Here is a 22721-nt window from a genome sequence, read left to right on the forward strand (position 1 = left end):
TTCATTCACCAACACCCAGTTGAGGCGAAAGCGGGAGTAATTGGGCCTTGGCATTAGTTGTCAAGCCAGTGCATCAGTTGACTTCGACGCTGACGTAGCTTCGATTTCAGGTTGGTGTTGGATGTTCCCTTGTCTTGACGAGCGGCGCCAGCTGTCTGAGTTTCATCGTCATTGGCATAGTGCGCGTAAGCAGCTGTGGTGTCGTAAGCCGCATAGCCATAACCCCCATAGCCATAACCCCCATAGCCATAACCCCCATAGCCATAACCGCCATAGCCATAGCCATAGCCGAATTGGTCGTATTGGCCATATCCGTAGGCCTGAGCCCCCTTTTGTTCAGGCTTGATGGCGTTGGTGACCACACCCAGCAAGGGCGCTCCGCTGCTGAGGATGCGGGCAACCGCCTCTTTTGGCAGGCTGCGATCGACGCGATTCAGACTCACCAGAAGCACCAGTCCATCGCAGTGTTCAGCGACCAGTGCTGAGTCGGCCAGACCCAACACTTGTGGTGTATCGAACAGAATCAGGTCGAATTCTCCACTGCTTTCGAGATCTTCAACGAGTTGGTGCAAGCGATTGGAGCTCAGCAGTCGGGCTGGATCTGGTTCCCTGCGACCTGCGGTAATGACTGACCAGTTTTCGTATCCCTTTACAGGCTGAAGCGCACTGCGCCAGCTGTTGGAATCATCAGTCAAAACATTGGTGAGGCCGCGTAAATTATTGAGGCCAAGGCGTGTGTGCAGCTGTGGTTTGCGTAGGTCAGCATCAATGAGCAAAACTTTTTGCCCCATTTCAGAAAGTGTTTTAGCCAGCAACACATTGACGAGCGATTTCCCTTCAGCAGGGAGAGAGCTCGTGAGGGCAATGGAGCGCAATGGTTGATCGCTGTTCAGAAACCGAATCGAAGTAAACAAATTACGAAAAGCTTCCTGATAAAAGAAACGTTGATATCTGGCCTTTTCTTTGGTGTTTTGATTTACCTCTGATGGATTGTTGCTGTCGAGCTCTTGAAGCAGGAAACGTTTGTCTTCCCTAACTCCTTTGAAAAGATCAACGTGAGGGATGTGGCCTAAGAGTGGTAAACCCAGATCCATTTTCACTTCCCCCGCATGGTGGAAGACATGGTCCATTCGATCTCGCAGTAATCCAGCAGCAGCTCCTGCCACCAATCCAAGAACAGCTCCAAGGGCAAGATTTCGGGGAATGGAGGGTTTGATCGGATTTGGATTAACCTCCGGTGGAGCTATCACACGCCATGGCACGCTGCGTTGGGCAATTTCGAGTTGAAAGTTTTCCCTCGCCGTCACAAGGCCGGTGAGGTTTTCTTTGGCAATCTTCAAACGCGTTTGTAGTGCTTCGTATTGCTTGATCAGCGCTGGTTGCTTGAGAAATTGGTTGTTGAGTGAAGTCTCCTGAGCTTTGGCTGTTTCCAGTCGACCGGCATTCAGGTTGAGAGCCGCATCAACAGCTTCCAGTTGGTTTTTACGCAAAAGAGGTTGCAACTGGTTGAGACGTGCTTCAAGACCTCGAACCATTGAGGAATCGGGGTTGTATTTTGCTCTCGCTTCGGAGAGTTCTGTTTCGACTTTGAGCAGTTGTTGAAGTAGGCTTTGGTCGACATCGCTGATGGTCAGGCCCTGAACGCCATCTCCGGCTGTTGTGCCGTTGCCAAGGCCTATGGCTTCCTGAAATCCGCGGGCTGTAAGGGTTCCATTGGCAATTTCTTGGCGCACTCTTAAAAGCCGATTACGGCCTGCTTCAAGGTTCAACACCTGCGCTGCGATTGCCGCCTCGCGTTGCTTTAGAGCTACTCCTTCGGTTGTAGGTTCTAGAAGAGAATGTCGCTGGCGGAAGTCGGAAACCTCTGATTGGATTTCCTCTGTTTTGGCCTCAAGAGCCGGACCCTGCCTGTTCAGGAAATTAAGACCATCTGAGAGACGTTGTTGACGCTGTTGTAAGGCAGCCTGTAAATAGGTGGAGCTGAGATCAGCAAGAAGTTGCTTGTCTTCAACCGGATCTCTGCCAGTCACGCTGACTTTAAGTATTCCTTCAGCTTCTTTAAGCTTTTCACCACCGGTTGTGATTGTGATTCGGTTCGCTAAAGCATTCGCATTCAAGTTATAACGTTGTGCAATCGGGCTCAGCAACAATGGACTTCGCAACAATTCAATCAGCGTGGGGATGTCATTACTGGTGGTGTTGCGAGCCAGTTCTTCGAACATCCCACCGTCCAAGGCTGTTGCAGCTGCTCTATTGCCTGATTCATTGTTGAGCGGATCTGTAATCAGCAGAGCAAAAGAGCCTTGGTATACAGGCCGAAAAATCCTTTGATAGGCGGTGGTCAAACCAGATAGCACAAGTATTCCTGCTGCAGTAACACCAACAAGCTTTTTGCGTCGCTTCAAAGCGCGCCAAAGTTCGCGCATATCGACTTCATCATCGTTATTCGCAGCCTGTAGAACCGTGCTGCCGAGGCCTTGGACTTTTACGCTTTGAACTTGATTTCTGTTGTAATCCGGTGTTTGGCCGGGGTTAACGATCAAATTGGACATGATCCCAGCCATCAGAGGAGATCATTTAAGCGTCGCGAGAGACAAATCAAAGCCGACGTGGGACACTTGTTGCCCTTAACAGCTGCAGTCAAAATTAGCATGCAAAGGCTGCGTTACCTGGCCCTCACTACTTTGTTGGCCTGTCAGTCACTGTCCTTGTCGATGGCCGGGGCCCAGGAGGTGCCGCTCGAGAGCAGGTATATAGCCCAAGCAACTGCTCCGCTCCCTCAAGATAACTTGGAGTTAGACACTGACGCGTACATCATTGGGCCTGGTGACGTCTTGGAACTCAAACTCTTTGACGTTCCAGATTTGTCGGGTCAGCTGGAGGTGCTGAATGATGGATCGGTGCCCTTGCCACTGATTGGCAGTGTTCGTGTCACCGGCTTGACTTTGCAGCAGGCCACTTTTTGGGTCCAGCAGTTGATGGGTCAACAACTGCTGAGACCAGATCTGCAGCTCAGGGTTGTCAAGCCAAGGCCGATACGTGTGGCTTTGGTTGGAGAGGTGGAAAGGCCTGGTATTTATTCACTCACGTTGAGTGAGACCGTAAGCACTGAGGGCGGACCTTCCACAAGCATCAGTGGTCTGCCGACGGTGGTGGATGCGATCCAGAAAGCCGGCGGGATTACACAGGTTGCGAATTTGCGTGATGTGGTGCTTCAGCGACGCTTGCCAGGGGAGGAGGGGCAATACAAGCAGGCCAAGCTTAATCTGCTGGATTTAATCCTTAAAGGCAATCAAACGCAGAATCCCTATCTCTTCGATGGAGATACGATTCGTCTTGGCAAAGCAGATGAAACCCCTGAAGAAGCTGTTGAGCTTGCCTCGGTGAATTTGTCGCCTCAGGAAATCAAGGTGAACGTAATTGGGGAAGTTGAGAAACCTGGTACCTTACTTCTTGAGGCCAATACTCCCTTAGTTCAAGCAGTGCTTGCCGCAGGTGGCCCAGTTGCATGGAGGGCAAACAAAGGAAATGTTGAATTGGTTCGCATCAACCGCAATGGATCGGCAACTTTGGAGCGATTCACCATCGATCTGAGCCAAGGAGCGTCGAATGATAAAAATCCCCCGCTTCGTGATGGTGATACTGTGCGCGTGAACCGCAGTGGCTTGGCCAAAGCCAGTGATGCAATCAATGCCGTGAGTCAGCCTGTTAGCGGTTTGGTGACAATTTGGACGCTTTTACGTCTTGTTAATGATACCGCCAACCGATAATTGTAATTATTTCTGGTGCCAAATAATTGCCAATGCCTCTTGGCTTTTGTTGTCGAAAACTATCTTATTTGTTAAACCCTTACTTACAAGCTCGAAGTCTATATGTGGATTGCTTAAGTCTTTGCTTGGGTCTCAGTGATTGGTGAAGCAGTGTATAAAAATATGCACCTTGCTGGGCATGCTGCATGAAATGATATCCGTGTGGTCGACGTCGAGGCGGTTGAGCAACGCTCCCGCCCATTTCGCCCTTTTGTAGGTGAGCAGTGCCTGCTTGTATTTGCTAAGTATTTATCCTCATGTCATATCAATCTGCTCCCAAAACCGCCCTAATCACCGGAATTACCGGTCAAGACGGCAGCTATCTCGCAGAGCTTCTTCTGGAGAAAGGTTATGAGGTTCACGGTATCAAGCGCCGCGCCAGCAGCTTCAATACAGATCGTATCGACCATCTCTATCAAGATCCCCATGAAGCGGACCCTCGGCTGGTGCTGCACTACGGGGATTTAACGGATAGCAGCAATTTGATTCGGATCATTCAGCAGGTGCAGCCGGATGAGATTTACAACCTCGGAGCCCAAAGCCATGTGGCGGTGAGTTTTGAAGCACCTGAATACACAGCGAACAGTGATGCCTTAGGCACGCTGCGCATTTTGGAAGCGGTGCGGATGCTTGGGCTTACGGAGAAGACACGCATTTATCAAGCGAGCACCAGTGAGCTGTATGGGTTGGTGCAGGAGATGCCGCAAAAGGAGAGCACGCCGTTTTATCCACGTAGCCCCTATGGGGTGGCCAAGTTGTATGCGTATTGGATCACGGTGAATTACCGCGAGGCCTATGGCATGTATGCCTGCAACGGGGTGCTTTTTAACCACGAGAGCCCTAGGCGGGGTGAAACGTTTGTGACCCGCAAGATTACGCGGGGTTTGGCGCGGATTGATGCAGGTTTAGAGGATTGCATGTACATGGGCAATCTCGATTCGCTGCGGGATTGGGGTCACGCCAGGGATTATGTGGAGATGCAGTGGCGGATGTTGCAGCAGGAGGGTTCACCGGAGGATTTTGTGATCGCCACGGGGCGGCAGGAAAGCGTGCGGCGTTTTATTGAGTTAACTGCATTGGAGCTGGGTTGGGGCGAGATCGAATGGGAAGGCGAGGGATTGGAGGAAACTGGCAAACGCAGTACAGGAGAAGTGGTGGTACGGATAGATCCCCGCTATTTCCGCCCGGCGGAAGTAGAAACTTTGTTGGGTGACCCTACCAAGGCCAAGGAAAAGTTGGGCTGGACTCCAACGACAACGCTGGAGGAGTTAGTGGCGGAGATGGTTGCGACCGACAAGGAGGAGGCCAAGAAAGAGGCTTATTTGAAATTGAAAGGATTCAATGTGGTGGGCTCGATGGAGAATCCACCTACAAATCCTGATGCCGTCAAGGTCGCAGGAGCTACAGCGTGAGTGGGTTGATCAAGGCTGATGATCGCTTTTTTGTGGCCGGAGCGCGGGGCATGGCGGGCAGCGCGATCTGCCGGGCGTTACAAGACAAGGGCTACGGCGATGAAGCCAAAGGTGGTGTCTTGATGAAGCCAACCCGACAGGAGTTGGACTTACTCAAGCATGAAGAGATGGAGTGTTGGTATAGAGAAAACAAGCCTGATGTGGTGGTTCTAGCAGCAGCCAAGGTGGGCGGTATTTATGCAAATGACACCTATCCAGCTGATTTTCTGCTGGAGAATCTAAAAATCCAAACGAATGTGATTGAAGGCGCCTGGAAGTCGGGAGTGAGGAGGATGCTATTTTTAGGTAGTAGCTGTATTTACCCGAAGTTCGCTGAGCAACCGATTAGAGAGGAGTCGTTGCTCACTGGAGCGTTAGAGCCAACAAACGAGTGGTATGCGATTGCCAAGATCACAGGGATCAAGCTATGTGAATCATTAAGACAGCAATATGGATTTGATGCGATAAGCCTGATGCCAACCAATCTTTATGGCCCTGGAGATAACTATCACCCTGAGAACAGCCATGTGCTGCCGGCAATGATCCGCCGCTTCCATGAAGCCAAGGAAGCGAAAGCAGAAAGTGTGACGTGCTGGGGAACAGGATCACCGCTGCGTGAGTTTCTACATGTGGATGATTTGGGGAATGCCTGCGTGTTTGCTCTGGAGAACTGGAGTGCTCTCGATCAAGATGCGCCAAAAGATGATCAAGGGAAACCGCTGGCGCTTTTGAATGTGGGAACGGGAGTGGATCTAACAATTAAGGACTTAGCGGAACAGATCGCAACGGTTGTTGGTTTTGAAGGAACAATTGAATGGGATACCAGCAAGCCAGATGGCACACCCAAGAAACAGTTAGCTGTTAATCGTCTTTTGTCTATGGGTTGGGAGGCTAGCATTTCTCTAAATGAAGGCTTAAAAAGAACTGTACCGTTGTTCAAAGACTATTTGAAACCATCACTTCCTAATCAATTTGGATCTTAAATTTAATTTACTGCAACTTTAGAGTAGAATAGTTAGCTGCAATTCTAGAAAATCTAACTTTCAATCACACTATACAGATTTCAACAAATTTGTTTGATCAAATTGTATTGAAGTGCCCTTGTCGATTGTTTGTGATAGGCAACTTGTCTCTATTGATTTCGCTCTACACGTTTCATTGCTTTGGAGAGGTTAAAGGAAGATAGCCCTCATAAGTTACTGCTTATTGTGATACGCCTTCATGCGACTCATTGAATTGGTGGTGGTGTAGCGTATTGAGGGTAGACTCACTTTGAAGGTTGTGTCATTAATAGACCTTCTTATGCCTTCCAGTCAGTAAATAATTTCGAGGGAAGATAAAATTTTCAAAGGTTTGTAAAATCCTTTAAGTGTTCTTGCCCAAAGGAAGTTTCATTGGAATTCCTGGATATAACTCAAAAAAATCATACCAAAGCAGTTGATTTTGATAGTTATAGCTGTATACAATTAATCTTAAACAGCTTTTACTTCTATTCGCTCAGCTATTTTTGTAATTTACAGATAATAAATTTTTAATTAAAAATTAAACCTGTGAGGTTAAATTGTCTCCCAACAAATAATGTTTTTTTCTTTAGCCTTGGCTCAATTCTTTGTTTTGGTTTGTCTTTATCCTTCAAAAAACTTGACTCACTAGTTATTAGGACATTTCTGTAAGCACCAAAAAACTATTATTTTCTCATCATGAACTCAAGCCGTAACTTGCCAAAAGTATTTTGCTTAGGCTTGTCTAAGACAGGTACCACTTCCTTGGGTAAGTATTTCTGTGATTTAGGCTACTCTGTTTGTCATGAAAATGTAAATCAAGAAAGAAATATTAAAACTATTATTGAATTCTGTGATGAAAAAGTGGATCAATATGATATGTTTCAGGATTTACCTTGGCCCGCCACATTTGAACGATATATAATCAATATCCCGACTCAAAATTTATTTTAACCCACAGATCGCTTGATCGTTGGCTCAATTCTATGTCTATTTTTTCAGATAAATTTATTCCTTCTCATGAAGCAATTCATGGGTGTGGAGTTTACAAAGGAAATGAAGTATTATTCAGAGATTATTACATAAATCACTTTCATAAAGTTGTGGATAAATTTATAGATAAGCCTGGGCGCCTCTTAACTTTGAATATAGAAATTGATAATTGGTATTTAACAAAAACTTTGCAGGGCTTCTTGGGAATCTCATCCCAAGATGCAAATTCATTGCCAGTAAGTAATAAGAGTAAAAAAATTCATTAATGTGGCATCTAAAAAAATACAAATGGCAAAGGATTTGTTCTTCTGCTCAATTTTCCTTAATTTTGATCTGACGGCCTCTATATTGTTACGTATTTCACGTTTTGTTTATGTGTAACGAAAAGAGCTTGTCAATACAATCCTCTCGATGTTGTCGAACAGATTACAGTCAAAATTTTTAGTTTCCTATGAATATCCTGGTTAAAACTAAGAAAATTATTTACTTAGTAACCCAATTCTGTCTATTTCATGTCTGCATCCCTCACGCGAAATCTGATCACCGGTGGTGCTGGTTTTCTAGGATCTCATCTCTGTGATCGCTTGATGGAAGCCGGAGAAGAAGTAATCTGTCTGGACAATTACTTCACCGGGCGAAAGCAGAATATTGCTCATTGGATTGGAAACCCCCGCTTTGAATTGATCCGCCATGATGTGATCGAGCCCATCAAGCTTGAGGTGGACCGGATCTGGCATCTGGCCTGCCCAGCCTCACCGGTGCACTACCAGTTCAACCCGGTGAAGACTGCGAAAACTAGTTTTATTGGTACATACAATATGCTTGGATTGGCTCGGCGGGTTGGTGCCAGGTTGCTGCTGGCAAGCACCAGTGAGGTCTATGGGGATCCTGAGGTGCATCCCCAGCCCGAGAGTTATCGCGGTTGTGTGAATACGATTGGTATCAGAAGCTGCTACGACGAAGGTAAGCGTATCGCTGAAACGCTTTGTTTCGATTACCAGCGCATGCATGACTTGGAAATCCGAGTGATGCGGATTTTCAATACCTATGGCCCGCGCATGCTGCCTGATGATGGCCGTGTCGTGAGCAACTTTATCGTGCAGGCGCTTAAAGGAGAGCCGCTCACTCTTTATGGCGATGGTAGTCAGACTCGCAGTTTCTGCTTTGTGGATGATCTGATCGAGGGGATGATGCGCTTGATGAATGGATCACACACTGGGCCAATTAATATCGGCAATCCGACAGAATTTACGATCCGGCAGCTGGCCGAACTGGTGCGGGAGATGATCAATCCAACTTTGGAATTAATCTCCAATCCATTGCCGCAAGACGATCCTTTACAAAGACAGCCCATCATCGATCTTGCGCAGAAAGAGTTGGGCTGGGCACCCTCTGTGGAACTTAAAAAAGGTCTTGAGCCCACGATTGCTTATTTCAGAGAACTACTTCAGCAATGAAATACTTGGTTCATCTGCAAAAACAGATGGAATAAAATTTTTTAAATCTTAGTTGTTGATGAACATTAATCTACAATCTCCTGTGACTTCTTTACTTTTAAAACTTCAAAAACAAAAGGTAATTTGGGACAGTTTAAGTACTCTTCGACGTCGACAATTGCTGGGATTACAACTCCTTAGCTTAGCTGCGGCTGCTGGAGAAGTTGCAAATCTCGGAGCTTTACTTCCTTTTCTTCGACTCTTAGCAAATCCTAAGGAGGGATTGCTTGCAATCGGGCCGTGGGCCGAACCGCTTCGCGCTTTACCTGATGAGTATTTATTAGTTACACTAGGTCTTTCATTTTTGATTGTGGTGGTATTAACCACCAGCTTGAGATTGTTAACAATACGCTGCTCATTTCAGTTAACCGCTCTCATTGCCATAGATCTCAGCGAGAAAGTTTTCTCAGCAGTATTGTATCGACCATTTCCTTGGCATATTGAGAATAACAGCAGCAAGGTCCTTGGAAATATCACTAAGGACGTTGACAGGGTTACCAGGATTATTAAGTGTTTTTTAGATATTATCGTTAACCTGTCAGTAGTGATTTTGTTAGGAGCTTCACTGATTGCTTTAGCTCCTGGTGTCATGGTTGTTGTCGCTTCTATCTTAGCTTCTTTTTATCTTATTATTTTTCGAATCACTAAGAAAGATTTACGTTCAGACGGTTTAAAACTCACTAACAATTATCAGAAAAGCGTGCAGATGGCACAAGAAGGGCTTGGTGGTATCAGAGATGTACTCTTAGATCGAAGTCAATTATTTTTTACGAATAACTACTTATTAGCTGCTCGCCGTTACAGGCTTTCGCAAGCTTCTGCCGGTTTTAAAATCGAGGCGCCTCGCTACATAATTGAAGGTTTTGTTATAGTTTTGATTATTGGCCTTTCGTTGACATTGGCTCTCGGTGGCCGGAGCATTGAGCAGTTATTGCCACTACTAGGAACACTCGTGCTTGGTGCATATCGACTGCTCCAACCACTTCAGCGTTGTTTTTCATCTTTGGGTGTTATTCAATCCAATCAACCTTCATTGCAAAGCCTTCGCCCGTATTTACAACAGATCATCAACACGGATGTTCCTCTTGGTTTTAGTCGAGAGAAGCCATTTGATTCAGTTGATTCAAAGTCACCTTTGATAGAGTTAAAGCAGTTAAGTTTTAGATATAATCTTCAAAGTCCCTATGTACTGAAAGACCTAAACTTTTCAATTCACCCTGGTGAGCGAATTGCTTTTGTTGGAAGTACTGGCAGCGGAAAAAGCACTACCAGTGATCTAATTCTGGGTTTGTTGACACCATCAGAAGGCCGTCTTCTTGTTCACGGCAAAGACTTACATTCTAACTCACACTTAGTATCCTGCTGGCAACAGTGTTTAGCGCATGTTCCACAGAATATCTATCTCACTGACACAAGCTTTGCTTCAAATATCGCCTTTGGGATTCCTCTTGATCGTATTGATTTTGAGCGTGTGAGATTGTCGGCCGAGAAGGCTCGCATAGCTGAGGTAATCGAAAGTAGTCCTGATGGTTATTCCACAATCGTTGGTGAGCATGGTGTAAAGCTCAGTGGTGGCCAGCGACAGAGAATAGGTCTTGCTAGGGCTCTTTATAAAAAAGCAGAGTTGTTAGTTCTGGATGAAGCAACAAGTGCACTCGACAACCGTACGGAAGCTGAAGTGATGTCAGCGATCGATGGTCTTGATCGCAAAGTTACAGTTATCTTAATCGCTCATCGACTTACTACTATTCAACGTTGTGATCGAATTCTTCATCTTGAGCAGGGGCAAATTGCTGGCTTTGGCGCATACGAAGAGCTTCTTTCTACCGACGCAGCTTTTAAAAATTTGGCTCAAATTCAATCGTGATTAATTATTAATATTGCTATTGTAATTTTGATAGTATTATTTTTTGCCAGCCTTTGTTTTTCGGATCAAATAAAAAATGGTCACATTGTCCTTTTATTCTTTTGAATTTTTGATAGTTGGGAGGCGGTTGCCTTTAGCAGTCTCTTTATTCCATAGTCAATATTGTCTAGTGACGATAATTATAAGTTCAGTTAAACAATTTTTTGTCAGTTGCTTTCGTAATTTGTTTCTGCTGATTTCCCATAGGAACCTTTTGATTCAACCAGCAATTCAAAACTGCCCCCTTTGATTTGTATAGCTTACGAAGCTTAAGGGCCAAGTTTTGTATTAAAGTGTATTTTAAAATTATCTCATGTGTGTTTCTAAATGACTGAAAACAAACGATTATTTTTACTAGGTAGTTTGGTTCCTTTATTTTTAATTTCATCCGTATGGAATACATATACTTTCTTGCTTTTCTCATCATCGATATCGGTATGCGTATATCTTTTATGTTTAATCGCTATTGTTATCAATAAACAGTACTATCGGTATCTATTGATATCTGGCTTGTTTTCTGGGTTCTGGATAAGTTTAGGTTTTATTCAAAGCTTTTCGTCTGGAAATTTCTCGTTTTTGTCAAATGACGAATTTGCGGCCATTTTTTACAACTCTTCTATAAAAATTACTCCTGGCTTGTTTTCTTTAGCAGTTGCATATATGTGCACGTATGTGTTCGTACTTAATTTTATTTCTAATTTTAACATCGTAAGACGGGCTGAGTATAGATTTGATGGTTATCTTAAAATTATCCTAAAAAGTTTACCTAGTTCTTACCTAAGATTAGGTCTATTTGCTTTTTCTTTAATCTTAACTTATATTTCTCTTTCTGGTCTTTTTGTTGTACGAGGCTTTGCAGGTAAAGAGTCATCATCCGGATTACCTTGGTGGTTCGTATTTGGAAATCTTGCTATTGGATTAGTACCAATTTTAATTGGATTAGTGATTTCAAGGTCAAGGCACAATTTAAAGATAAATTTTTTCGATAAATTAATTACCTTTTATACCTTTGCGATTGGAGTGTATTTTAGTGTTCTTCAAGGTCGTAAGTCCTTATATACTTTTTTTATATCTTCCTTATTTGCCTGGCTTTTAATTGAAAGGCCTAATATTACTCTTTCTCGCTCCTTTATTTTCAAAATATTGTTTGCAATTAGTTCCTTTTTAATACTTCTACCTTTTGTGTTTAAAACGTTTGCTTATGTTAATGTTTTGCGAAGTGCAAACTTTGCTGTTAATCCTGCTTCACTTTTGACAAATTACTTATCATTTATTTCAACAGAATCAGTTTTAAGCGCTGCTTTAGAAAAAACCACTCAAAACCTTGTTAGCCGACCACTTGTGTTAAAACCTCTAGCTCAGGTGATTCATATGTATTTAGAAGGTACGTATCAAGGTCTGATTGGATTTCAGGATTTAATAAATTCTTTTTTAAATTCTCTACCATCATTTATTTTCCCATTCAAATCTTCGTTGATTCTTCAAGAGAATCTTCTTTATAGGTACTTTCCTGTCGGAAATACAGATACTGCTGACTCTCCTTTTCTTTTTTCTTTTGCTTCATTTGGAGTTCTAGGGTTGATAATCTATCCAAGCGCAATGGCTCTAATGTATACTTTTTGCTTTAATTATGTTGGCCTTGTTAATAAATGCCCATGGCCTCATTACGTTGTTTCTATTTACCTCCTATTTGTTGCATCTCAAGCTTTATATATTTCCATCCGTTCATTTGCTGAAATAGCGACAACAGGGTTGTACCGCATAGTTACTGTGGTGATGATATTGGGATTACCTCTTGTTCTTTCCCGTAGATCCCGTTTTGTTGTATAGATGCTGGCATTCATTTTTAAACATTATCTAGATCATCCTTCTTATGTCTAAAACCTTAGTTTTAAATACTTTTAAACTAAGCTTTCTGTGCTTTATCCATAATAAATTTTACTTTATATCAAGACTGCTCTTCTATTAATCGCCACTGTCTTAAGTCTTCTATTCGTTTCTGATGTTTAATTAATCTTTTTTAAGTATTTTTTGCGTTGTATCATTGAGTATTAAATGTCAAACTCCCCTCCATGTATTCTGTATTTTGGATCGAGTTCCTTTGGGTCAAATTCGCTACGACGTGCTGATTCACTTAGGCGATTAGGCTGTAAAGTGTCTATACTAGATCCAGTAATATTAATTGGCAAGAGGAGCAGATGGAAATCTTTTTTGGACTACAGAACAGGTTATTTCTTTATCCAGAGTAGACTATTTCATGCGTTGAGATCTCGTTTAGCTGATTTTAAAACTTCCCCTGATGTGATATGGGTTAACAGTGGTGAATATTTTGGCTCTCGAATTCTGAAATGGCTACGTCTTGAATACAGATGTAAGATCGTTCTTTATCAAAATGATGATCCGACTGGTTTCAGAGATGGCAACCGCTTCATTAGCTTGTTAAATGCTTTGCCTTTTTATGACTTATGTGTTTTTGTACGTGCTGAGACAACACTTGAAGCCCTTTCTTTAGGTGCAAAACAAGTCCTACGTGTTTTCCCTTCTTATGATGAGATATGTCATAATTTTGATGTTAATAATCTATCTCAATCCCACGAGGCTAAATTAGTTGTCTCTTTTGTGGGGACTTTAATTCCTAATGAAAAACGTGATAAATTTTTAGTTAATCTGATTCAGGCTGGACTCCCTTTAACCCTTGTTGGTAATAAGTGGTCGCGCAGTTCTTTGTGGCCGAAATTAAAGAGAATCTATGAAGGCTCCGCTCTAACAGGTAATGACTACAGCATTGCTTTACGTAATGCCGCGATATCACTTGGGTTTCTTTCTCATGGAAATAGAGACCTTGTTACTAGACGGTCTTTTGAGACACCTGCTTGTGGGGGTTTGCTGTGTGCTGAGCGTACATCTGAGCATCAGTTGCTATACGAAGATGGGCGGGAGGCCGTATTTTGGGATTCTGAGGACGAGTGCATTCTTCAGTGCAAAAAACTTTTGAATGATAAATTGGAACGAGATCGGATATGCAATATTGGTAATGAACATGTTAGATCAATGGGGGCAGGTAACGAGGATATATGCCTTCACATTTTGTCTGTTCTTTTAGATCAAAACTTACATAATTACGATGCTTCTAATTGTTTAAACACACCCAATCCAGTATCGCACGCCGATATATAAAAGGCTTCAAGAGCTTTTGCCAGGTTCATTTCATGTTGTTTTCGCAAGTGATTTTTCGGTTCGTGGAGGTCACGATCCTGGTTTTTCTCAAGCTATCACTTGGGATACTGATCTATTATCCGGCTATCCTTATACGGTACTTCAATCGAATTTGACACATGCACCACAAGCTTGGAAGGATCTTGATGGCCGTGGTTTAGCACCGCTAATTAAGAGATTACGGCCTAATGCAATTCTATTGAATTCACTTACTTATCGATACGATATTACTGCGTATTTTTTAGCTAGGCGACTTGGTATTCCGCTATGGATGCGTTGTGAGATACAGGATGAAGCTGTTACACGTTCTGTTGTGAAAGGTTTCCTGCGCTCTTCTTACTACCGATTGCTTTATTCAGGTATTTCCAAAGCTTTCACAATTGGTCAACTTAATAGAAAGCACTGGTTACGTCACGGTCTCCGATCAGATCAACTCCGAGAATCATGTTATTGCACACCAGACCGGGCTTCTACGCTTTCCTTGCAAGAACGTGAAAACCGTCGCACTAAATTGCGACACGAATTGGGGCTTTCCTCAAATAATTTTTTGTTTTCATTTTTCGGCAAGTTGATTCCTAAGAAAGATCCATCATTACTTTTACAGTCTGCAGTCCATGTTCGCCCTGACGTTAGGTAACGTTTGAGCTTTCTTTATGTAGGAAGTGGGGAATTTGATCAGACTCTTAAAAGTCAAGCCCATGATCTTGAGGGTGAAGCCAATATCAGGACATTTTTCCTGGATTTGTGAATCAGAAAGACTTGGTTAATTATTATCTTGCTTCCGATGTAGTTGTTCTGCCATCTAGGCGTTCTGGTGAGACATGGGGATTAGTCGTTAATGAAGCTCTTCAGGTAGGTTGTTCAGTAGTTGTTATTGAGGGTGTCGGCTGTGGTTCAGATTTTGTTGATTTAGAATCGTTTCTTATGATTTCAATTGGCTCTGCACTCAAGCTAGGGGAGGAATTGTCAGATCTCTTTTTATATTCGCGTAGTTTCGACTGGGCTTCAGTGAGTCTTGAAAAATATAGTATCGATGCAGCCTCTCAGCCTCTTGTTCCGTTAATTACTGATTTGTTCTAAATATGCGTATTCTATTATTACGCCATTATCCTCCTGTTGAGGGTCCTAGTATGCGAGCCTTTGCAGATCAGATTACTTTTGGTCTGCAGAGTTTAGGTCATAAGGTTGAGGAGATTACAGCCCCCGTGCTGATATCGCGCCTACTTTCTCGCAACCATCCCGCTGCGAAGTGGCTCGGCTATGTCGATCAGTTTCTGATCTTCCCTCCGCTGCTTTTGCTGCGGGCAGTTTTGTTGCCTAAAGGCACTCTGTGTGTGTTGTCCGATCAGGCCTTGGGGCCTTGGCTGCCTTGGTTGGGAGGTCGCTCACATTTAATTCATTGCCATGATCTGTTGGCATTAGAAGCATCTTTTGGGCATCAGCCCTTTCATAAATTAAGCCGCTTTGGTCGATGGTATCAGCGTTGGATTCTTTCGGGTTTTAAAAAAGGGCGCTGTTTCCTTTCTGTTTCTGCAGCAACCAAATTTGCTTTGGAAAGGCAATTGCCGAAGGGTCCTCTGCTCTCTTCTGTTCTTTACAACCCTCTCTCTCCTCGCTTTTCAGTGATCCCCAAGGAGCAAGCAAGGGCTTCTCTCCGAGAGGCCGTTCCGCAGATTGATCAGAGTCCCTTTCTGTTTCATATTGGTCGCAATTGGTATAAAAATCGGCTCGGTGTGTTGTCTATTTGGGAGCAGCTCCATCGGATGGGATGTCCTCATCATCTTGTACTCGTTGGGTCTCTCGATAAGGCTATGCACTCCTGGATCGAGCAGCGCTCGCAGTTGAGTGCCTGGTTGCATGTTTTGCCTAGTGCAAGCGATGAGTTCGTTTTGGCTCTCTATAACCTCGCGGCGGCCCTTGTTTTCCCTTCCCATGCAGAGGGCTTTGGTTGGCCGATTCTTGAGGCAATGGCTTGCGGTTGCCCCGTATTGACTACTGATCGTCCTCCGATGACGGAGGTGGGCGGTGAAGCTGTCACTGTTATTCCCCCTGCGCCAGCCCCGCCAGAGTCCTTGGCGGCCTGGGCGCATGGCGGTGCAGTGTCACTTCAGCAGATGTTGCAGCGCAGCACTTCTCAGAAGGAAAAGATACGCAAGTTGGGATTTGTACAATCCCGCCGCTTTGCCTATGGTTCCTGGCTCGATCAACTCGAGAGCTGTTACAAACAGGCGCTGACATTGCAGAAGCGCCGCTCATGAGCGGTTTGATTGGCAGTTTCCACGTTCAAGCAGATTTTCAGCCATTGTCCCTGGCTTCTCTTCGTCACCGTGGTCCTGATGCCGAGGGTCGTTGGCTAAGTGAGGACGGCCGTTGCTGGCTGGGACATACCCGTCTTGCCATTCAAGATCTGTCAACCGCAGGAAGCCAACCAATTACCAGTCATTGCGGGCGTTTTACTCTGGTTTTCAACGGTGAGATTTATAACCACAAGCAGGTGCGCCGGGGATTGCGCTTTGATGCCTGGCGTGGTTCAAGCGATAGCGAAACTCTTGTGGAGGGTTTGGCCCAGAGGGGGTCTGCACTCCTGCTGGAGTTGCGAGGCATGTTTGCATTTGCCGCTTACGACAACCAAAAACAGCAGGTGTTGCTGGCACGTGATCGTTTGGGCATTAAGCCCCTTTATTTGAGCTGGCAGCCACAGGGATTGCTGTTCTCCTCAGAGCGCCGGAGTTTGCCCGGGGGGGATCGGCTGGAGCCACGGAGCCTCAGTCCTTTTTTGGCCTTTGGGCATCAGAGCACTCCAGCTCATTTCCCTGGGCCTGAAACGCAGGGAATCGTGAGCCTGCCTGCAGGGATGGTGGTGAAGATCAACCACAGCAGGCCCCATGATCCTGTCCGTTACTGGCCCCCCCAGCCCAGGCCCGACTGGACTCCACTTCCTATCCGTAGCCGACGCTGGGCTCTTAGCTTCCTGCGACAGCAGCTCGAAGAGGCTGTGGCTCAACATCTTCTCGCTGATGTGCCCGTGGCTTGTTTCCTTTCCAGTGGACTGGATTCTGGGATTCTGACGGCATTAGCCTGCCGACAACAGCCAGGTGGAATTTCCACCTTCACCGTTGCTCTTCCTGGTACAGCGCAGGATGAAAGCAGCTTGGCGCGGCAGATGGCTATCCATTGCGGTGCTGACCATCACGAACTGGTAATTGAGGAATCCGACGCATTGGCCTGGGTGGAACAGGCGCTCAGTTCCCTTGACACTCCTACGGCTGATGGGATCAACACATTCCTTATCAGTCGTGCGGTGGCTGATCAAGGGATAAAAGTGGCTTTGAGCGGTCTGGGAGCCGATGAACTGTTTGGCGGTTACCCCTCCCATCGGCTGATGCCTTGGTTGATGGCCCTGCGTTGGTTGCCGGATCGCTTACGGCAGCGGGGTTTGTCTTTCGTCAGCCCGCGCCACGCCAACAAGCTCTCTTACTTACCTCGCTGGGATAGATGGCATCTTGGATTGGCCTTGAGGCGCTGGGTTAGCGATGACGATCTGTATGCAGCCGGTGCTGAACCTTTGCAGTGGCCGGAATCACCCCCTCAGCGCATTACCCAGTCCTGGGGGCAGGCCAGCTGGGCAGAGCTGTTTGGCTACACCGAGCCGATGCTCTTACGCGATTCCGATGTGATGAGCATGGCTTGTGGGTTAGAGCTACGTGTTCCTTTTCTCGATCATCAGCTCGTGGAAATTGCCCTGCGTATGCCGCAGAGATTTCAACACTCCGGTAAGAATTTGCTGCGCAAGGCCTGCATTGATTTATTCCCACCCGGTTATCTGAACCGCCCGAAGAAAGGTTTCGCTCTACCTATGACCCACTGGATGCGTGGTCCATTACGGGGGCTTTGTTTGTCGCGACTTGAGTCCCTACAACAAGCCGATTGGTTGGATTCAACCTGGATACATCTGCAATGGAGTGCGTTTGAGAAAAGCCAGCTTCACTGGACCCGGATCTGGAGCTTGGTGGTGCTTGGTGAATTCTCAAATCGTCATCACCTTGCTCCTAACTCAATATCAACCCGTTGATCACTGCTGTAATGCTTGACATTAATGGCATGCCATTCATTAAGGAAGCTGTCGGCTCAGTCCTTTTCAGTCCCTTCATGATTGGTGACTGGTCATTTCTGAAAATGGGTAATCAGATGGCAGTCGAGAATATCTTCGTAGCCAGGAGGAATCAGGAGACAACCGAATTATTTTTTTAGACCAATAACTTAGGATTAATTAGAAATCTCAATTTTTATTCGATTTTATTTTTCTGTGACTTATTCATCAGCCAAGCCGGTCATCCTAGTAACCCATGTTCCAAAGTGTGTAGGAACATCTTTGCGTTATGCCCTTGTGCGGGGGCTTGAAATACCCAATAAAAAAATTTACCGACCTGGTTTTGATGGTGAAAAAAAAATTGGCTCTAGAGGTATGTTAGCGATCTTTTTTAATCACCCCTCGAACTTTGATTATTTGATTGGTCATTATCCTTGGGGCGTGCATTACACACTTCGCCCTTGGTCAAAAGTAGCTCGTCGTCCTAAAATATTTATTGCTACACTTCGTGACCCAATTGACCAGATGGTCAGCTATTATTATTATCATCGTCAGCTACGTATTGATAAGGGACTCTCGGTATGCTCTAATATAAAAGATCTAGTTCAATTTTATCGTCAATCAACACTTGCTTCTAACCAGCAAGTTCGAATTTACTGTGGACTACCTATCTCTTTTGGCAATGTATGGGAACATTCACGACGCATTTTTGGTGACGAATGGCTTATAAACAAAGCCTTGAATAGGCTAATCTTAAATTATCCCTTTTGGGTACATCACTCTTTTCTCAACGAGTCAGTTTCAAATTTAGGACGAGCTCTTGATGTTAAATTAACTCTTGGAAAGGCTGAATTAACCGTTACCAAAGACAGACCTAAAACATCTGATTTGTCTCCTGAAGCAATTCAAGAACTTCGCTCTATAAATAGTATGGATATAAAGTTACATGAGGCCTTAAAGCCTTACTTGCGGCGATATTGCGGCCTTTAATATTAACATTCTGTGTTTTTAAAAGCTCGCTTTTTCTCTAATGGGCTCCAAATATGACCTTAAGAGTGATAACTCTTGCTATTCTGCTCAATATAAGGAGTGATTGCTGAGTTCTTTCAATTCAAGACTCTTATTTTCCTGATATTCAGTGCTTTGACTGTAGATAGTACACCTATAGCCTCCTAACTGTGGCTCGTTTTATGTGATTAGTCACAATTGTTTGGAGTTTAACTGCAATGAATTTCCTATATATGTCCTATTTTAGCTTAAAGAATGAGTACCTATAAACCTAAAATTATTTAAATCAGATCTAAGTCTTATTGTAGTTCTACTTTTGGCCTTGGCCTTGTTGCTGTGGATAAATTAGTAGTTTATATTTTAATTAGGGGCTTAATGTTTTCATAACTCTCGAACTCTATTAGCACGTTCCCTTTTAAGTTGTATTACCACCGATGCTGGTATGTCAGCTTCATGGTTTGCACTTCTGGGATCATTGTCATCTTGGATTGGGTATCTGTCGCATGGCCAGTAAAGGTGATCAGGTTGCGGCAGGTGCCGCACCGCTTCATTGGCCATCACCCCTCCTGAGAGCATTACACAGGCTTGGGGTCATATTAGTTGGGCTGAACTTCTTAGCTACACTGATCGCCTAGTTCTGCGTAATAGTGATGTGATTTCAATGTTCTGTGGCTTGGAGAGGCGTGATCTGTTTCTGTATTGTCAGCTGGTAGAAATCGCATTGCGTATGCCCCAATATTTTCATAAGCCTAGTAATAAATTAATACGCGAGATTGGTAATGATTTGTTTCCTTCTGGCTATTTGAATCTGAAACGTTTGAAGGTAGGTCTTGATTTGCCTATGTCACGCTGGATAAGAGACCTATTGCGAAAAATTTGTCTTAATCCCTCGGAAGCTCTCGAACAAGCCGCTAAGTTAGATTCTGCCTGGGCAACTATCAAGGGTAAATTCTTGAGACTTGTCAGCATCACTGGGCACGAGTTTAAAGTTTGGTTATTCCTGGTGGATTTGCCGTCAAAATGTCAAATCAGTCGGATACAAGCCAATCCAATAAAGCTTAACTATTAGTACGACTATGAAAATTGGAATCACTTCGCCGCGTTTTCATATAGGTTGGAACACTGACTTGAAAATTCAGTCCTTTTTTTTGAAGCCTGGAATAAGCGATGACTTAGTGTTTTCGTATTGCGGTGGATTGCGATATTCTTCAGGATTGGTTTTTCAAAAATTTTTAAAAAAGATAGGTTATGATTTTCCCGGCATTAGTATCAGAGGAAATCGTTTAGATTCTCATAGACACTTTTATTGCTATGGAAGGATACCCTTGGAACTGTATGGTCGCTTATCAGCTGGGGAGGCGAAAGCTGTTTTGACCACAGGAGTCATGACACCTCATTACATGCAATCTGCTGGTGATTCCAAGCCACAACATGCAAAAATTATTGACCTTGATAAAAATATACCTGAACATGTTCCTTTTCACTTTCATACAAATTATGGATTAAATCAGTTTAAAGCAGTCTCTATTTCTGGTAGACCTGCATATTCAGTTCCTTTTTTTCTTCCTGCACTCCAGTCGTATTGTCCATCTCAATCAAAAACTGAGATGAATATTGCCTTTGTTGGGAAAGATGGAACAAGGAAAGGGTTGTATGTTCTACTTGAGGCATTGAAGATTTTGCCGACAAGTGATCTCTCTCAATCTAAGACTAAGCTTATTGTTGTCTCAGAAACTAAGCCTTATTCTATCGAAGGTGTAGAAATAGAATGGATTAAGCAGGCATCGCCTGAAAAAGTTAGAAAAATCTTGTGTAAATCTCAAATACTTGCAATGCCTGTAAGACATGAATCTTATGGTATCATTTTTATAGAAGCTATGGCAGCTGGCTGTTTAGTGATTTCTGATAATGATTATCCAAGACATGAAATAATAGGAGATGCTGGAAAGAGATTGATTGATAATTCCGCCGAAGAGTTGGCCTCTGTTCTACACATTATGTTAAATGATAGAGATCAAATATATTTTTACCGAAAAAAAGCCCGCGAAAGATTTATGAAATTTTACTCTCCTGAGGTTGTATCGCGTGAGTATGTGCGTATTTTTAAATCTTTACAATTTTAACTTCTTTTTGTTGGAATTGTGAAGTCCTAGTTTTTGGTATCATCCCCTGTGTTTTTAAACATTGATCTCTGTATGAAATGATCACTTTTATTGTGCCTGTTTGGAATTCCATTGAATTTCTACCTCAGGCTATTGATTCTATCTTGTGTCAAACAGTTAAACAATGGAGATTACTGATTTCCGACAATGGTTCAGATGATGGCACTCGTGAATATCTCAATAAATTAAGCCTACAGAGTGATCCTCGTGTAAAGGTTTTTTTTCAGACTGAAAACCTTGGTATATTTGGTAATCTCAACTTTCTCGTTGAGAAAGTTGAAACGGATCTAATCCAGATACTTTGTGCAGACGATACATTATCCAGCCCACAGTCATTAGCTTCTATTTTGGATTATTGGAACTCCGCGGAAAATCATGTTGGGGCTATCCGATGGGGAGGCCAGAAATTAATTAATATTGGTATTCCACCAATCGTTCGATCGGATTTTTCTCAATTTTATTTCTTTCTTTTTGGGAATATAATGGGCAATTTATCTTGCGCATCATGTCGTACATCTACTCTGAGATCAGCAGGTCAATTTGATGAATCTTACCCTTATGTTGGTGACTTTGAGTTTTGGTCCCGCATGGCTCAATATACTGATATAAAGATTTCTAAATTACAAGCAACAAGTGTTCGGCGTCACCCAGGTCAAGCAAGTAACTATTTAAATAAGAACGGAAAAATGTATATAGAACGTGCTCGCGCTACCTCATATTTATTCAACCGCTTGCCAATCTCCAAAGGTGGCAACTCTCGTATTTTGTTTAAAATTGCGGGCAATCTTGTTTATAATGTTGAATGGAGATTTGGAGCGTTAAGGGCATTCTTAGTTCATGGTAATCAAAAGTTATTTGTTTCTCTTAATAGAGCTTCTGCACTAAGTTCATATGTCTTGCCTAAGTTTGTTGTTTTTTTGATTATGTTATTAACCCTTGGTGGAAGATTTGGAAAGAAGTTTATTTTGTTTTCCGCTTTGAAATCAGCAAAAGTGCCTTTCGTTCAAAACCCTCAATAATATGAACCAATCTATGAAAAATGTTTGGTAATGGTTTTATTCTCATCAATCCTCCCTTTTCTAGATTAACTCCTCAACTTATTATTTATGTTTCGACCATCTTCCTATTTCTTTAATAAACCACAGTCATAAATCTTGAGCCAGCCTGCATGTTGCCTTCTTTTATATATTCGTTGAGAAGCTACTTATAAATTGCACGTTAAGTTCTACGGAAATACGGCTTTTTCTTCTTATGTTTGTTGGAATTTGATGGTTTATTTTCGCCTTTTGATTAATTATTAATCCCTTGACGCGGTGTTTCATTGTGCGTTATAATAAATCTGATGAGTTTGAATTCAACGTTATGTGATCTGGCTTGATGCTGATTTTGATAGGTTCCTTTGGTCGATTATTTTCTTTTTGTTTGAATTGCATTCTTGCAATAACAATTACCATGTCACTGCCCAGTATTTAGTTTTGATTAATTCGTTAAATTTATAGATTCGCATTGTTTTGAAAACCTAATGTCTTATTAGGACTTATTTGATTCCCTATCACTGAGCTCGCATGCTTTTTGTGTTTTCCTGAGCA

At 43.5% G+C, this 22721-nt stretch carries 17 protein-coding genes and 1 pseudogene; 17 read left to right on the plus strand and 1 reads right to left on the minus strand.

Features of this window, described 5'->3' with window-relative positions; all coding sequences use genetic code 11:
* Window positions 1-53: 53 nt before the first annotated feature.
* On the minus strand, window positions 54-2552 hold the full coding sequence (locus tag SIB73_RS13760) for a GumC family protein (RefSeq protein WP_413439634.1): 2499 nt from the start codon (window positions 2550-2552) through the stop codon (window positions 54-56).
* 162 nt (window positions 2553-2714) lie between these two features.
* Here SIB73_RS13760 and SIB73_RS13765 point away from each other — a divergent pair, with 162 nt between their 5' ends.
* The 17 genes and pseudogenes from SIB73_RS13765 to SIB73_RS13845 all read left to right on the plus strand — a co-directional run bounded on the left by SIB73_RS13765 (window position 2715) and on the right by SIB73_RS13845 (window position 22151).
* Entirely contained in the window at window positions 2715-3770 is a 1056-nt protein-coding gene (locus tag SIB73_RS13765) for an SLBB domain-containing protein (protein ID WP_413439796.1), read from the plus strand.
* A gap of 296 nt (window positions 3771-4066) precedes the next feature.
* Window positions 4067-5221, plus strand: a complete 1155-nt coding sequence (gene gmd, locus SIB73_RS13770; RefSeq protein WP_413404241.1) for a GDP-mannose 4,6-dehydratase — start codon at window positions 4067-4069, stop codon at window positions 5219-5221.
* Window positions 5218-6243, plus strand: a complete 1026-nt coding sequence (locus SIB73_RS13775) for a GDP-L-fucose synthase family protein (protein WP_413404238.1) — start codon at window positions 5218-5220, stop codon at window positions 6241-6243. Before gmd ends, SIB73_RS13775 begins: the two co-directional genes overlap by 4 nt.
* Before the next feature lie 717 nt (window positions 6244-6960).
* Window positions 6961-7205 (plus strand): annotated as a pseudogene (locus SIB73_RS13780) (sulfotransferase); the annotation flags it as partial.
* Between the two features lie 42 nt (window positions 7206-7247).
* Window positions 7248-7520, plus strand: a complete 273-nt coding sequence (locus SIB73_RS13785; RefSeq protein WP_413406586.1) for a hypothetical protein — start codon at window positions 7248-7250, stop codon at window positions 7518-7520.
* 246 nt (window positions 7521-7766) lie between these two features.
* Window positions 7767-8711 carry a UDP-glucuronic acid decarboxylase family protein gene (locus tag SIB73_RS13790; RefSeq protein ID WP_413404236.1) on the plus strand — a complete coding sequence of 315 codons (945 nt, stop codon included), beginning with the start codon at window positions 7767-7769 and terminating at the stop codon, window positions 8709-8711.
* 82 nt (window positions 8712-8793) lie between these two features.
* The gene (locus SIB73_RS13795) at window positions 8794-10617 is read left to right on the plus strand and encodes an ABC transporter ATP-binding protein (RefSeq protein WP_413404234.1); all 1824 of its coding nucleotides are present in this window, start codon (window positions 8794-8796) and stop codon (window positions 10615-10617) included.
* Between the two features lie 366 nt (window positions 10618-10983).
* Complete coding sequence (locus SIB73_RS13800; RefSeq protein ID WP_413404232.1) at window positions 10984-12486, plus strand: hypothetical protein; 1503 nt, start codon at window positions 10984-10986, stop codon at window positions 12484-12486.
* A gap of 432 nt (window positions 12487-12918) precedes the next feature.
* Window positions 12919-13833, plus strand: a complete 915-nt coding sequence (locus SIB73_RS13805; RefSeq protein ID WP_413404230.1) for a glycosyltransferase — start codon at window positions 12919-12921, stop codon at window positions 13831-13833.
* A gap of 16 nt (window positions 13834-13849) precedes the next feature.
* Window positions 13850-14509, plus strand: a complete 660-nt coding sequence (locus tag SIB73_RS13810; RefSeq protein WP_413404228.1) for a hypothetical protein — start codon at window positions 13850-13852, stop codon at window positions 14507-14509.
* Window positions 14510-14601: 92 nt separating this feature from the next.
* Complete coding sequence (locus SIB73_RS13815) at window positions 14602-14952, plus strand: glycosyltransferase (RefSeq protein WP_413406140.1); 351 nt, start codon at window positions 14602-14604, stop codon at window positions 14950-14952.
* A 2-nt stretch (window positions 14953-14954) separates the two neighbouring features.
* Window positions 14955-16130, plus strand: coding sequence for a glycosyltransferase (locus tag SIB73_RS13820; protein WP_413439635.1), 1176 nt, complete (start codon window positions 14955-14957; stop codon window positions 16128-16130).
* Entirely contained in the window at window positions 16127-17944 is a 1818-nt protein-coding gene (gene asnB, locus SIB73_RS13825; RefSeq protein WP_413404224.1) for an asparagine synthase (glutamine-hydrolyzing), read from the plus strand. Before SIB73_RS13820 ends, asnB begins: the two co-directional genes overlap by 4 nt.
* Before the next feature lie 234 nt (window positions 17945-18178).
* Window positions 18179-18952, plus strand: coding sequence for a hypothetical protein (locus SIB73_RS13830; RefSeq protein ID WP_413404222.1), 774 nt, complete (start codon window positions 18179-18181; stop codon window positions 18950-18952).
* 568 nt (window positions 18953-19520) lie between these two features.
* Window positions 19521-20039, plus strand: coding sequence for an asparagine synthase-related protein (locus SIB73_RS13835; RefSeq protein WP_413404220.1), 519 nt, complete (start codon window positions 19521-19523; stop codon window positions 20037-20039).
* 58 nt (window positions 20040-20097) lie between these two features.
* A complete protein-coding gene (locus SIB73_RS13840; protein ID WP_413404218.1) occupies window positions 20098-21093 on the plus strand; it encodes a glycosyltransferase family 4 protein in 996 nt (331 codons plus the stop codon).
* Window positions 21094-21170: 77 nt separating this feature from the next.
* The gene (locus SIB73_RS13845) at window positions 21171-22151 is read left to right on the plus strand and encodes a glycosyltransferase family 2 protein (RefSeq protein WP_413404216.1); all 981 of its coding nucleotides are present in this window, start codon (window positions 21171-21173) and stop codon (window positions 22149-22151) included.
* The last annotated feature ends 570 nt before the right edge of the window (window positions 22152-22721 follow it).

The organism is Synechococcus sp. MIT S9509, assembly GCF_047303035.1.
GTDB lineage: Bacteria > Cyanobacteriota > Cyanobacteriia > PCC-6307 > Cyanobiaceae > Synechococcus_C.